Consider the following 13,754-nt stretch of genomic DNA (forward strand, 5'->3'; position numbering starts at 1 on the left):
GCTCACCTGTTCCGGGAGCAGGAGCCGTCAGCGCCGCGAAGGCTGCGCCGGCTCCTTGTCCTCCTCGTACTCCTCCTCGTACTGGTCCTCGTCGCCGTACTCGTCCTCGGGCTCGCCCTCTTCGCCCTCTTCGCCTTCCTCAGCCTCTTCGGCCTCTTCGTCCTCGGCCTCCACGACCTCGCCGTCGCGTATCTCGCCGCGCCAGCCCTCGATCTCGTCCGGGTTCAGCAGCACCTCGGCCATCAGATGGCGGCGGAAGTGCTTCAGCTCCAGGCGGACCCGGCGGCCCTGGGCGCGCCAGATGTTCCCGGTCCGTTCGAAGAAGCCCTGGGGGTAGTACTGGAGGACGACCATGATCCGGGTCAGCTCGGGTGCCAGCTCATGGAAGGTGATCGCGCCATTGACGTGGCCCTTCTCGGCACGCGACTTCCAGACGATCCGCTTCTCGGGAATCTGCTCGATGATCTCGGCGCGCCACTTGCGGTGCGACCAGAAGACCTGGGCCTTCCACTCCATCTCGGTCTCGGACTCCTGCTGAACGTCCTCCACCTTCTTCATGAAGGTGGGGAAGTCCTCGAACTGCGTCCACAGGTCGTACGTGAGGTCGATGGGGGCACCGACGTCGATCTCCTCGACGATGTTGGTGACCTTGAGCTTCTTGTCCTTGTCGCCGTCCTTGCCACCATCCCCGCCGAGGCCCGGGATGGCTTCCTTGGCCTTGTCCACGGTCTTCTCCTTGAGCTGGTTCAGCCCGGCCTTGATCAGCGGCTTCACAGGGAGGCTGAACCCGGAGCCGCCGCCGTCGGCGAGGTTGGTCACCGAAGTCAGGGCCTTCTCGCCGACCGCGGTGACCAGGTTCTGCGCTTCCTTCATCAGCCGCTCGGTGGGCAGCTCCTTGACGAGCGTGCCGAGCCCGCCCGTCTGCTGGTCCGGTCCCTCAGCCATCACCGATCACCCTTGTCGCCCTTGTCGTCCCCGCTCTTCCGGCCCTCGCCACCGCGGCGGCTCTCGGACGCGGGGCGCCTCCGGGGCCGGTCCGTACGGTCGCCCGAGGATCGCGCCCGCTCCCCGCGCGACGACTCGGCGCGCGACGACTCACCACGGGACCGCCCGCCGCTGCCGCGGCGCTCGTGCTCCTCGTCGTCCGCCTTGTGTCCGTCCGGGCCGTGGCCGTTCGGACGCAGCGACTCGGCACGGTGCTCCAGCCGGTCGCTCAGCGCGTCCATGCGGTGACTGGCCGCCGACAGCGCCGCCGACCGCCCCGCGGACATCAGCTGGCCGCGCAGCCGCCCGATTTCCGAGGACGCCAGATCCTGCATACCGCCCGGGAGGTGTCCGGACGCGAGACTCCGGCCTGCCGCCATCCCGGCGAGGGTGAGCGCCAAGCCCACCTTGTGGCCACGCCCGAAGAGGTAGCCGCCGGTGAAGGCCAGCGCCGTCTGGCCGCTCTTCATGATCGCTCCTCCTCCTGCCCTGCACAGCGATACACCCATATGGGCTCATTAACCAAGTATGGTGCATTTCACCCATTCAGCCATCGGGGAGCTGCAAGGCGGGCGCGAGGCGGGGTCAGTCCACCGGGACCCAGTTCAGGGTGCGCTCCACGGCCTTCTTCCAGCCCGCGTAGCCCTCCGCGCGCTGCTCCTCGCTCCACTGGGGCTCCCAGCGCCGGGATTCGCTCCAGTGCGAGCGCAGCTCGTCGGTGTCCCGCCAGAAGCCGGTGGCCAGGCCCGCGGCGTAGGCGGCACCCAGGGCGGTGGTCTCGGCGATGACGGGGCGGCTGACCGGGACGCCCAGGATGTCGGCCTGGATCTGCATGCACAGCTCGTTGTCGGTGACACCGCCGTCCACCCGCAGGACGTCGAGGTGGATTCCGGCGTCGCGTTCCATCGCCTCCACGACGTCCCGGCTCTGGTAGCAGATGGCCTCCAGCGTGGCCCGGGCCAGGTGGCCGCCTGTGTTGTAGCGGGTGAGGCCGACGATGGCGCCACGGGCGTCGGAGCGCCAGTACGGGGCGAAGAGGCCGGAGAAGGCGGGGACGAAGTAGACCCCGCCGTTGTCCTCGACGGTGCGGGCGAGCCGTTCGCTGCCCGGGGCGTCGTCGATGACCTTCATCTGGTCCCGTAGCCACTGGACGGCCGAGCCGGTGACGGCCATGGAGCCCTCCAGGGCGTAGACGGCGGGGCTGTCGCCGAACTGGTACGCCACAGTGGTGAGCAGCCCGCTGGTCGAGCGGACCAGCTCGGAGCCGGTGTTCAGGAGCAGGAAGTTTCCGGTGCCGTAGGTGTTCTTGGCCTCGCCGGGGGCGAAGCACACCTGTCCGACGGTGGCCGCCTGCTGGTCACCGAGGACGCCGGTGATGGGGGTGGCGGTGCGCAGCGGGCGGGAGGTGCGGGCCTGGCCGTACGCCTCGGGGTGGGAGGAGGGGTTGATGACGGGGAGCATGGCGCGCGGGATGCCGAAGATGCCGAGGAGTTCGTCGTCCCAGTCGAGGGTCTCCAGGTTCATCAGCATGGTGCGGCTGGCGTTGGTGACATCGGTGGCGTGGATGCCTCCGGAGGGCCCGCCGGTGAGGTTCCACAGCACCCAGGCATCGGTGTTCCCGAAGAGGGCGTGGCCCGCTTCGGCGGCCTCGCGGACCCCGTCGACGTTCTCCAGAATCCACTTGATCTTGCCGCCGGAGAAGTAAGTGGCGGGCGGCAGCCCCGCCTTGCGGCGGATGGTCTCGCCGTGGCCGTCGCGTTCGAGGGCGGAGGCGATGGTGTCGGTGCGGGTGTCCTGCCACACGATGGCGTTGTAGTACGGGCGGCCGTCGCGCGGGTCCCAGATGACGGTGGTCTCGCGCTGGTTGGTGATGCCGATCGCGGCCAGGTCGGCGGGCGAGAGCCCACCGGCGCGCAGGGCGTTCTGCATGACGGAGTTGGTGCGCTCCCAGATCTCCACCGGATCGTGCTCGACCCAGCCCGCGCGGGGCAGGAGCTGGTGGTGTTCGAGCTGATACCTCGCCACCTCGCCGCCGTCGTGGTTGAAGATCATGAAGCGGGTGCTGGTGGTCCCCTGGTCCACAGCACCGACGAAGTCCGGCATGCCCACTCCTTCAGCTCTCGGGACCCTCGGGGGCCGGAACGCGTCCCACTTCCTGCGGTCCGGCCTTCAGGAGGAACCGGCTGATCAGGACCTTGTAGAGGGCGGCGCCGACGAGTCCGCCGATGAGCGGGCCGACGATGGGCACCCAGAAGTAGAGGTTTCCGTACTGGTCCCGCCAGGCCGTGTGATAGCCGGTGAGGAAGCTGGCCAGCCGGGGGCCGAAGTCACGGGCCGGGTTGATGGCGTAGCCCGCGTCCGCGCCCCACGCCATGCCGATCCCGACCACGACCAGGCCGATGATGAAGGGCGCCAGGTTGGCCTTCGGCGGGTCGTTGAGGAGATCGGTGAGGGCGAAGATCAGCAGCACCAGGATCGCGGTGCCGATGATCTGGTCGCGCAGCGCGCCCCACTCGCTGACCGGCAGCGCTCCGTTGCCGGGGAGAGTGGAGAACACGAACTGCGTCTTGAAGGTGTGGCCGGGATCGGCGTGGCCCAGCACCTCGGTGTAGTTCCAGCGCACGAGGAGCGCCGCGACGAACGCGCCGAGGGTCTGGGCCCCTACGTACGGCAGCACCTTGCGCCACGGGAAGCCCTTGAAGGCCGCCAGGGAGAGGGTGACCGCCGGGTTGATGTGCGCGCCGCTGAGCCGCGCCGCCACGTACACGCCGAGGGTGACACCGAGCCCCCAGGCCCAGGCGATGGAGTCGTGGTCGCCGAGCCCGCCCGGCGGCTTGGTGAGCGCCCCGCCCGCCACGACCTGGGCCACCACACCACAGCCGAAGAGGATGAGGATCATGGTTCCGGCGAACTCGGCGCAGAGTTCGCCGAGCATGCCGCCACGGATGCCGGTGTTCTGCTCCCCGGTGTTCTTCTCGTCCGCCATGGCCGCCCCTCTCCAGCGGTGCGCGAGCGGCGGTACCGATCGCGTTCCGCACCATCGTGTGCGCGGCCCCGGTCCGGCGGCCCGTCCTGCTGCTCCGTCCGGGTCACATCGGGTGGCGGCACGGCGGTCTGTACGGATCAGGGGGCGGGCCTGTACCAAGGTCCTTGCCACCACTCATCACCCCAGGCCCGGAGCGGGCCCAGCCCCCCAGCAGGAAGCAGGAGCGTGGATGCTGACCACCGGAGCCACCACCAACTGGGCAGGGAACATCACCTTCGGCGAGGCCCGGCTGCACCGCCCGGCCTCGCTCGGCGAACTGCGGCGGATCGTCGGCTCCGCCGACCGGGTCCGGGTGCTGGGCACCGGTCACTCCTTCAACCGCATCGCCGACACCGACGGCGACCTGGTGTCCCTGGAGCGGATGCCGCACCGGGTCGAGATCGCCCCCGACGGCGCCACGGCCACCATCGCCGCGGGCATGCGCTACGCCCAAGTGGCCGAGGAACTGCACATGGCGGGCTACGCCCTGGCGAACCTCGCTTCGCTGCCGCACATCACGGTCGCCGGTGCCTGTGCCACCGCCACCCATGGCTCCGGCAATGCGCAGCGCTGTCTGGCCGCGTCGGTGGCGGGTCTGGAGATCGTGGGCCCGGAGGGCGAGGTGACCGAGCTGCGCCGGGACTCCGAAGCCGACCGGCTGTCCGGTGCGGTGGTCGGGCTCGGCGGGCTGGGCGTCGTCACCGCGATGACACTGGACATCGAGCCGGGGTACGAGGTGGCGCAGTGGGTGTGGACCGGGCTGCCGCTGGACCGGCTGGAGGACAGCTTCGAGGAGATCTTCGCCGCCGCGTACAGCGTCAGCGTCTTCACCGACTGGCACTCGGGCGACGGCGTGGTGTGGCTGAAGTGCCGTACGGACCTGCCGGGCCCGCCGGAGCCGGGCCAGCCGTGGCTGGGCGGCCGCCCGGCCGACCGCCACCACCATCCGGTGCCCTCGATGCCACCGCTGCACTGCACTGAGCAGCTGGGCTCGCCCGGGCCGTGGCATGAGCGGCTGCCGCACTTCCGGCCGGACTTCACACCCAGCAACGGCGACGAGTTGCAGTCGGAGCTGATCCTGCCGCGCACCGCGGCCGCCGATGCCTTCGCGGCGCTGCGCGGCCTCGGGGACCGGATCGCGCCGCTGGTCCAGGTGTCCGAGGTGCGCACGGTGGCGGCGGACGACCTGTGGCTGAGCCCCGCGTACGGCCAGGACTGCGTGGCCCTGCACTTCACCTGGGTGCCGGACCACGCCGCGGTCATCGAGGTGGTGGCCGCGATGGAGGAGCTGCTGCTGCCGCTGGGGGCGCGGCCGCACTGGGGGAAGCTCACGGCGACGGCTCCCGGGCGGATCGTCGCCTCGTACGAGCGGGCCGCCGACTTCGGGCGGCTGCTGGCCGACCACGACCCCGCGGGGAAGTTCCGCAACGCCTTCCTGGACGGCTACTTCCCGGCGGACTCCTGGCGGGCTTCCCGGTAGACCGGCGGCTAGCCGGTCCAGGACCACTCGGCGACCTCGGGCATGTCGGTGCCGTGGTCGCGGATCCACCGGTGGTGGCGGGTACGGGCGTCCTGCATCCGCTGCCGTACGGACACGGCGCGCACCGCGAGCCCCGGGGTGCGGTCGATGACGTCCATGACCAGGCGGTAGCGGTCCAGGTCGTTGCGGACCACCATGTCGAACGGTGTGGTGGTGGTACCCGCCTCCTTGTAGCCGCGCACATGCAGATGCGGGTGGACCGCGCGGCGGTAGGCCAGCCGGTGCACCAGCCACGGATAACCGTGGTAGGCGAAGATGACCGGCCGGTCGCGGGTGAACAGGGCGTCGAACTCGGCGTCCGGCATCCCGTGCGGATGCTCCTCCTTCGGCAGCAGCCGGGTCATGTCGACGACGTTGACGACGCGCACGGCCACATCCGGCAGATGGCGGCGGATGATCCCGGCGGCCGCCAGCACCTCCTGGGTCGGCACGTCGCCCGCGGCTGCCAGCACCACATCGGGCTCGCCCGCGCCGGTCTCCGTACCCGCCCACTCCCAGCTTCCGGCGCCGCGGGCGCAGTGGGCCCGGGCCTGATCGAGATCGAGCCAGTCGAAGCAGGGCTGTTTGCCCGCGACGACGACGTTGACGTAGTCGCGGCTGCGCAGGACGTGGTCGGCCACGCACAGCAGGGTGTTGGCGTCCGGTGGCAGATACACCCGTACGACCTGGGGGCTCTTGTTGAGCACATGGTCCACGAAACCGGGGTCCTGATGCGAGAAACCGTTGTGGTCCTGCCGCCACACATGGGAGGTCAGCAGGTAGTTGAGGGAGGCGATGGGGCGCCGCCAGGGCAGGTCGCGGGCCGTCTTCAGCCACTTGATGTGCTGGTTGACCATGGAGTCGACGATGTGCACGAACGCCTCGTAGCAGGAGAACAGGCCGTGCCGTCCGGTGAGCAGATAGCCCTCCAGCCACCCCTGGCAGAGGTGTTCGGAGAGGACTTCCATGACCCGGCCGTGCCGGGTCAGATGCTCGTCGGTGACGAGGATGTCCTCCTGCCAGGTCTTGCCGGTGGCCCGGTAGATGGCGTCGAGCCGGTTGGAGGAGGTCTCGTCGGGGCCGACGAGGCGGAAGTCCCGGCGGTCGGCGGTGTCCTCCATGATCTGCTCCAGCAGCCCGCCGAGCACCCGGGTCGGCTCGTGCAGAGTGGCGCCGGGCTTGTCGACGGGGACCGCGTACCGCGCCAGGCCGGGGACGGGCAGGTCGCGCAGCAGCCGTCCGCCGTTGGCGTGCGGATTGGCGCCGAGCCTGCGGTCGCCCTCGGGCACGCAGGCGAGGACCTGCGGGCGCGGGCGGCCCTGGGCGTCGAACAGCTCCTCGGGGCGGTACGAGCGCAGCCACCGCTCCAGCAGCCGCAGATGCTCCGGGTTCTCCCGGACGCCCGGCAGCGGCACCTGGTGGGCGCGCCAGGTGTTCTCGACGGGCAGGCCGTCGACCTCGGCCGGGCCGGTCCAGCCCTTGGGCGTACGGAGCACGATCACCGGCCAGCGCGGGCGCTCGGTGGCGTCCTCCTCGCGGGCGGTGCGCTGGAGCAGGGCGATCCGGTCGAGCGCCCGGTCCATGGCCCGGGCGAGCTCCCGGTGCGTCTCCAGCGGATCGTCCCCGGGCTGCGCGGCGACGTGGATCGGCTCGTGGCCGTATCCGCGGAGCAGGTCGTCCAGCTCCGGTTCGGGGAGCCGGGCGAGCACCGTCGGGTTGGCGATCTTGTAGCCGTTGAGGTGGAGGATCGGCAGCACGGCGCCGTCGTGGACCGGGTCGAGGAACTTGTTGGCGTGCCAGGAACCGGCCAGCGGGCCGGTCTCGGCCTCCCCGTCCCCGATGACGCAGACGGCCAACAGTCCGGGGTTGTCGAGGGCGGCGCCGTAGGCGTGCGCCAGGGAGTAGCCCAGCTCACCGCCCTCGTGGAGGGAGCCGGGGGTCTCCGGGGCGACATGGCTGGGCACCCCGCCGGGGAAGGAGAACTGCCGGAAGAGCCGGGCCATGCCCGCCGCGTCCCGGCTCACGTCCGGGTAGACCTCGGCGTAACTGCCGTCCAGCCAGGACCCGGCGAGCACCGCGGGCCCGCCGTGGCCGGGGCCCCATACGCAGATCGCGTCCAGGTCGCGGGCCTTGATGACCCGGCCGAGGTGGGTGTGGACGAGGTTCAGACCGGGTGAGGTGCCCCAGTGGCCGAGCAGCCTCGGCTTGATGTGCTCGGGGCGCAGCGGTTCGGTCAGCAGGGGGTTGGCCAGCAGATAGATCTGACCGGCCGCGAGGTAGTTCGCGGCGCGCCAGTGGGCGTGCAGGGCGTGCAGCTCCTGCACGTCGTGCTCGGCGGGGTCGGTGGGACCGGTGGGGTCGTTCGGCGCCGTCCTTGCTGCGTCGGGCATGGGCCTCTCTCTCCACTCGTCCGGTATGAGTGATGCGTACCCCTTTTGCCGATCGGGTCACGGCCGGACCGGGCCGTTCGGCCCGCGGACCCGACCCCGGGCAGCCCAAGTGGGCGGGCGGGCGGCCGGTGGAGGCTGGTCCGCGAGGAGGCGGGGATGAAGCATCGCAAAATCGGCAACGTGATGTCCGACGATGTCGTACGGGTCGGCCATGGAACCTCGTCCGACGAGGTCGGCGCGCTGCTCGAACGGAACGGGATCGGCGGGCTGCCCGTGGTGGACGAGGACGACAAGGTCATGGGCGTGATCACCGGCACCGACCTGGTGGGCCGGGCCGACGGCGCCGTCCCGGCCGGGCAGCTGATGTCGCGGCCCGCCGTCACCGTGCGCCCGCAGGACACCATCGTGGACGCCGCGCGCTCCATGGCGCGCCATCGCGTGGAGCGGCTGCCCGTCGTGGACGAGGAGGAGCGGCTGATCGGCATCGTCACCCGCCGCGATCTGCTCCGCGTCTTCCTCCGCCCGGACGACGAGATCCGCGCGGAGGTCATCGACGAGGTGCTGGTGCGCTCGCTGTGGCTCCGGCCGCAGTCGGTCGCGGTGACCGTCACCGACGGCGTCGTACGGCTGGAGGGGGAGCTGGACCGGCACAGCGAGATCCCGATCGCGGTGCGGATGGCCGGGCAGGTGGACGGGGTGGTGGCGGTCGTGGACCGGCTCACCTACCGCGTGGACGACTCCCGCCCGGCCGCCCCCGCGGGCGGTGCGCCCGGAGGTGGGGCGTGATGACCGGACCCGTACGGCCGACACGGAACGGCGGCCGGGTCGTGGTCGGTCTGGACGGCTCCGACAGCGCCTGGCACGCCCTGGACCGGGCGGTCGGCGAGGCGCGGCGGCGCGGCGCCACGCTGGAGATCGTGCACGCCTGGCCCTGGGCGCGGACCGATCCGCTCGCCTTCGACACCGCCGCCGAACCGCAGCGGCCCCCGGTCGAGGTCGCCCGGACCGTGCTGCGGCTGGCCATGGCACGGGCCGCCGAGCAGGACCCGGAGCTGCGCGTCGTCCCCACCCTCACCCCGCAGGACGCGGTGCCCGAGCTGCTGCGGATCGGCGAGCGCGCCTCGCTCATCGTCATCGGCACCCGGGGGCTCGGCGGCTTCACCGGGCTGCTGCTGGGCTCGGTCGGGCTGCGGCTGGCCGCCCACACCCACCGCCCGCTGCTGGTGGTGCGCGGCGACGCGCCGGCGCCCGCGTACGGGTCGGAGGGCCACGGCAAGGTGCTGGTCGGGGTGGAGAGCGGCGCGGACGAGGCGGCGGCCCGGTACGGGTTCGAGGACGCGATACGGCGCGGCGCGCGGCTCCGCGTGCTGTACGCCTGGGCCCGCCCCCGGCTCTTCGCGGGCGACCACGCGCTGCCCTCGCGCGAGGCCGTGGCCCTGCGGGCGGAGCGGGAGCAGGAGGTCACGCACCGCGTGGTGGCCGCCCTGCGCGAGGAGTTCGGCCAGGTGTGGGTGCAGGAACACACGGCGCACAGCGCACCGGCCCAGGCCCTGGTGGAGGCGTCACGAGCGGCGGACGTCCTGGTCCTGGCGGTCCAGCGCCGGACGGCGAAACTCGGCATGCAGCTGGGCCCGGTAACCCACGCGGTCCTGCACCACGCCCACTGCCCAGTAGCCCTGGTCCCAGTGCCCTAACCCCCTGGCCGGTCCCGCCAAGCCGGAAGCCCAGGCCCACGGCCCGGACCTGTCGATCCGGCCCGTCCAGCCAGGACCAGAGGCTTCCCCTGACCCCGCCGGGACCGGCGGGGGTCCGGGGGCCTGCCCCCGGTTGGATCAACCACCCCCGCGGCCCCGCACACAAGCCACGGCCCGGACCCAGCGCAGCCCAGAGCGACCCGCCGATCCGGCCCGTCCAGCGAGGACCGGAGGCTCCCCCGACCCCGCCGGGACCGGCGGGGGTCCGGGGGCGTGCCCCCGGTTTCGGGAAGAGGCGGGGTCGGCCCCGCACACAAGCCACGGCCCGGACCCAGCGCAGCCCAGGGCGGACCGCCGATCCGGCCCGTCCAGCGAGGACCGGAGGCTCCCCCGACCCCGCCGGGACCGGCCAACGTGCCGCGCCAACTCCCGGTCCGCCGGGACCCCGGCGGGGGTCCGGGGGCCTGCCCCCGGTTTCGGGAAGGGGCGGGGTGGGGGATCAACCGCCCCAGCGGCCCCGAGCACAAGCCACGGCCCGGGCCCGGCGAGGGGCGGAGGCTTTCCCGGACCGGGCGGGGGCCGGCGTCCCCGGTTTCGGGTTGGGCCGGATGACCTGGGCGGGGGCCGGTTGGCCCTAGGCGGTGGGTACCCCTGGCGTGGTCGCCTGGAAGCGGCACCGGGGGCATTCGACACGACGCGGAGAAGCGGACCGGTCAAGCGCCACGTACCGCGCACCGCGCAATCCGGGCCCACGAGAAGCGGGCGGCCCCCGGCGCCGCGTACCCCGTACGCGGCGCGAGCACCGGCGGCGCCGCGCGCATCGCACGCCCCGCACGAGAGGAAGCGGCCATGAAAGCACTCGTCTTCCAGGGGCCCGGGCTGTTCTCCTGGCAGGACGTGCCCGACCCCGCCATCGAGGACGCCACCGACGCCATCGTGCGCGTCGACACGGTCACCGTCTGCGGCACCGATCTGCACATCCTCAAGGGCGAGGTGCCGGATGTCCGGGCCGGGACGGTGCTCGGCCATGAGGCGGTCGGCGAGGTGGTCGAGACCGGCGACGAGGTGCGCGGCGTACGCCCCGGGGACCGGGTGCTGGTTTCGTGCATTTCGGCCTGCGGCCACTGCCGGTTCTGCCGGGAGCGGGCGTACGGGCAGTGCCGTGGCGGCGGGGGCTGGATCCTGGGGCGTTCGATCCACGGCACCCAGGCCGAGTACGTCCGGGTCCCGTTCGCCGATCTGTCCACGCATCCGCTGCCCGCCGCGGCCGACGCGCAGTACGCGGTGCTGCTGGCGGACGTCTTCCCCACCGCCTACGAGGTGGGCGTGCTCAACGGCCGGGTCTCGCCGGGCGACACGGTGGCGGTGGTCGGCGCGGGCCCGGTGGGGCTCGCCGCGATCGCCACCGCCGAGTACTTCTCCCCCGGCCGGATCATCGCCGTCGACCTCGCCCCGCACCGGCTCGACGCGGCCAAGCAGGTCGGCGCCGACGCGGTGGCCGACGCCGCCGAGGAGCCCGAGCGGCTGATCGACGACCTCACCGAGGGGCTGGGCGCCGATGTGGTGATCGAGGCCGTGGGGACGCCGCGGAGCTTCGAGATCTGCACCCGCATGGTGCGGCCGGGCGGCCGGATCGCCAACGTCGGCGTACACGCCCGGCCCGCGACGCTGCACCTCGAAGAGCTGTGGAAAAAGAACATCACGATCACCACCGGGCTGGTCGACACGTACTCCACGCCCACGCTGCTGTCCATGCTGGCCGCCGGGCGGCTGCCCGCGTCCTCGCTGATCACCCACCTGTTCGAACTCGACCAGATGGAGGAGGCGTACGACGTGTTCGCCCGGTCCGCCGACACCGGCGCGCTCAAGGTCGCGATCGGCGGGCACCATCCGCCCCTGGTCACCCGGGGGAAGTGAACGGCGGGCCCGGCCGGCATGACGCTGAACAGGAGGATCCCGTGTCCCGGACCGCGCGCATCGTGAGCGATGTGATGACCCATACCGTCGTCGCCGTCGGCCGCGAGGCGCCGTTCAAGGAAATCGTCAGGACGCTGGAGCAGTGGAAGGTGAGCGCCCTGCCGGTGCTGGCGGGCGAGGGCCGGGTCATCGGTGTGGTGTCCGAGGCGGATCTGCTGCCCAAGGAGGAGTTCCGGGACAGCGATCCGGCGCGCCTGGCCCAGCTGGGCGACCTCCCCGGCATCGCCAAGGCGGGCGCGGTGTGCGCCGATGAGCTGATGACGACCCCGGCCATCACGGTGCACGCGAACGCGACGCTCGCCGAGGCGGCCCGGATCATGACCCACAAGCGGGTCAAGCGGCTTCCGGTGGTCGACGGCGAGGGTCGGCTGGAGGGCATCGTCAGCCGCGCCGACCTGCTGAAGGTGTTCCTGCGGCCGGACGAGGAGATCGAGGAGGAGGTGCGCCGCGAGGTGGTGGCCCATCTCTTCCCGGCGCCGGGACAGACGGTGGAGGTACGGGTGAGCGAGGGCGTGGTCACCCTCACCGGGCGGGTCCGGGACGCCGTGCTGATCCCGGCCGCGGCCCGGCTGATCCGGGCCGTCGAGGGCGTCGTGGACTTCGACAACCAGCTGACCACCGCACATCTGACGGGGCCACCGGCCTGAGATCACCAGCTGGCTGTGGCGGGATGGTTCAGGTGTGGCGGCGCGTCCAGCGCGGGCCGACCTCGGCCCAGGCCCGCTCCCACTCGCGGTCCCGGCCGCGGTCCAGCCGCCACCGCACCACCCCACGGCCCACCAGCGACACCAGGCATACCCCCGCCGACGCCGACGCACCGGCCAGCGTCGCCCGGGTCGCCGCCTGCCGCTCGGTGGGCGGATCGGGGACGAGACGGCCGCGCTCATCGGTCCAGACCGTGGTGGCCGTACCGGTGCGCCTGCCCTCGTCCACCCGCGCCGTGCCGGTGTGCACGACACCGTCGGGCGCGGTCCACTTCACCAGGGCGCGCACCCGGGCGGTGTCCGTGCCGTCGGCGGCGGGCAGCGCGGCGGGCGCGTTCTCCATCAGCACCGCGGGCACCCGGTGCCGGTCCGCGCGCTGCTGCTCCAGGTTGGCCGCCACCGCGTCGCCGGTCGCGACGCCCGCCGCCGGGCCGCCGACCACCATCACCAGGCCGGCCACCAGGACCACCCAGGCTTCCATCACGTCCGAGCGGCGTTTGAGGGGATTGCGCCGCCATCGCCACAACCACCGCCCCCGCACGTTCGTGCCCATGATTCAGACCGTGGCACGCGCGCGAAGGGGATACGAGGGCCGGGCAGCCCCCTCCGCCGGGGACCTTTCGGTCCCGTCGCGGCCGCTCGGGGGCCCGTTCGGCCCTGGCAGGCACGTGGTGGGATGCGCGACGCTCGGCTATCGGGGGACCGGGGGCACGGACGAGGGTGCGAGGGCGTCATGACCGAGACCTGGGCCGGGACACGGGTGACCCCACCGGCGCCCGTCAGGGTGTTCCTGCTCGACGACCACGAGGTCGTACGGCGCGGTCTGCACGACCTGCTGGACGCCGAGCCGGACATCGAGGTGGTCGGCGACGCGGGAACGGTGGACCACGCGCTGGCCCGGGGCCCGGCGCTCCGCCCCGACGTGGCCATCCTGGACGTCCGGCTGCCGGACGGCGACGGCATCACCGTCTGCCGTGAGCTGCGCTCCCGTATGCCGGGGCTGGCCTGTCTGATGCTCACCTCGTTCGACGACGACGATGCGCTGCTGGACGCGATCATGGCCGGGGCCGCGGGCTATGTGCTCAAGCAGATCAAGGGGTCCGACCTGGTGTCCGCCGTACGGACCGTCGCGTCCGGCCAGTCGATGCTGGACCCGGCCACCACCGCCCGGCTGATGAGGACCCTGCGCGGCGACGACACCCCGCAGGAGCCCCGGGACGAGGCGCTGGCCGGGCTGTCGCCGCGGGAACGGGAGATCCTGGCGCTGATCGGCGAGGGACTGACCAACCGGCAGATCGGCAAGCGGCTCTTCCTGTCCGAGAAGACGGTCAAGAACCACATCTCACGGCTGCTGGCCAAGCTGGGCGTCGAACGCCGTATCCAGGCCGCCGTCCTGGCCAGCCACACGCCCCCGGCGCAGGTCCCGGACACCCGCCCCGCCCCGCCGCCCCGCTGACCCTG

At 72.5% G+C, this 13,754-nt stretch carries 12 protein-coding genes; 6 read left to right on the top strand and 6 right to left on the bottom strand.

Going from position 1 to position 13,754, the window contains the following annotated elements:
* Positions 1-27 precede the first annotated feature (27 nt).
* From ACZ59A_RS31635 to ACZ59A_RS31650, 4 genes are all read right to left on the bottom strand, one after another.
* On the bottom strand, positions 28-945 hold the full coding sequence (locus tag ACZ59A_RS31635; protein ID WP_470965746.1) for an SRPBCC family protein: 918 nt from the start codon (positions 943-945) through the stop codon (positions 28-30).
* The gene (locus ACZ59A_RS31640; protein WP_470965749.1) at positions 945-1,454 is read right to left on the bottom strand and encodes a hypothetical protein; all 510 of its coding nucleotides are present in this window, start codon (positions 1,452-1,454) and stop codon (positions 945-947) included. Before ACZ59A_RS31640 ends, ACZ59A_RS31635 begins: the two co-directional genes overlap by 1 nt.
* Positions 1,455-1,569: 115 nt before the next feature.
* Positions 1,570-3,087: a glycerol kinase GlpK gene (gene glpK, locus ACZ59A_RS31645; protein WP_470965752.1), complete on the bottom strand. Its 1,518-nt coding sequence runs from the start codon at positions 3,085-3,087 to the stop codon at positions 1,570-1,572.
* A 10-nt stretch (positions 3,088-3,097) separates the two neighbouring features.
* On the bottom strand, positions 3,098-3,970 hold the full coding sequence (locus ACZ59A_RS31650) for an MIP/aquaporin family protein (RefSeq protein WP_470965755.1): 873 nt from the start codon (positions 3,968-3,970) through the stop codon (positions 3,098-3,100).
* Between the two features lie 229 nt (positions 3,971-4,199).
* Here ACZ59A_RS31650 and ACZ59A_RS31655 point away from each other — a divergent pair, with 229 nt between their 5' ends.
* Entirely contained in the window at positions 4,200-5,489 is a 1,290-nt protein-coding gene (locus tag ACZ59A_RS31655) for an FAD-binding protein (RefSeq protein WP_470965758.1), read from the top strand.
* Between the two features lie 8 nt (positions 5,490-5,497).
* Here the strand turns inward: ACZ59A_RS31655 and ACZ59A_RS31660 are convergent, their stop codons facing one another.
* Positions 5,498-7,918 (bottom strand): phosphoketolase family protein, encoded by a 2,421-nt coding sequence (locus tag ACZ59A_RS31660; protein WP_470965761.1) that lies wholly within the window; start codon positions 7,916-7,918, stop codon positions 5,498-5,500.
* 156 nt (positions 7,919-8,074) lie between these two features.
* Here ACZ59A_RS31660 and ACZ59A_RS31665 point away from each other — a divergent pair, with 156 nt between their 5' ends.
* From ACZ59A_RS31665 to ACZ59A_RS31680, 4 genes are all read left to right on the top strand, one after another.
* Positions 8,075-8,704: a CBS domain-containing protein gene (locus ACZ59A_RS31665; RefSeq protein ID WP_470965764.1), complete on the top strand. Its 630-nt coding sequence runs from the start codon at positions 8,075-8,077 to the stop codon at positions 8,702-8,704.
* A complete protein-coding gene (locus ACZ59A_RS31670) occupies positions 8,704-9,612 on the top strand; it encodes a universal stress protein (protein ID WP_470965767.1) in 909 nt (302 codons plus the stop codon). The genes ACZ59A_RS31665 and ACZ59A_RS31670 overlap by 1 nt, the downstream gene beginning before the upstream one ends.
* 849 nt (positions 9,613-10,461) lie before the next feature.
* The gene (locus tag ACZ59A_RS31675) at positions 10,462-11,529 is read left to right on the top strand and encodes an alcohol dehydrogenase catalytic domain-containing protein (RefSeq protein ID WP_468044330.1); all 1,068 of its coding nucleotides are present in this window, start codon (positions 10,462-10,464) and stop codon (positions 11,527-11,529) included.
* A gap of 41 nt (positions 11,530-11,570) precedes the next feature.
* Positions 11,571-12,236 (top strand): CBS domain-containing protein, encoded by a 666-nt coding sequence (locus ACZ59A_RS31680; RefSeq protein ID WP_470965770.1) that lies wholly within the window; start codon positions 11,571-11,573, stop codon positions 12,234-12,236.
* Positions 12,237-12,264: 28 nt separating this feature from the next.
* On the opposite strand, the gene ACZ59A_RS31685 is transcribed toward ACZ59A_RS31680, so the two are convergent.
* Complete coding sequence (locus tag ACZ59A_RS31685; RefSeq protein WP_470965773.1) at positions 12,265-12,846, bottom strand: Rv1733c family protein; 582 nt, start codon at positions 12,844-12,846, stop codon at positions 12,265-12,267.
* A gap of 180 nt (positions 12,847-13,026) precedes the next feature.
* Between ACZ59A_RS31685 and ACZ59A_RS31690 the strand changes: the two genes are divergently transcribed.
* Positions 13,027-13,749 carry a response regulator gene (locus ACZ59A_RS31690; protein WP_470965776.1) on the top strand — a complete coding sequence of 241 codons (723 nt, stop codon included), beginning with the start codon at positions 13,027-13,029 and terminating at the stop codon, positions 13,747-13,749.
* The last annotated feature ends 5 nt before the right edge of the window (positions 13,750-13,754 follow it).

It is taken from the genome of Streptomyces sp. NPDC040405, from assembly GCF_055595765.1.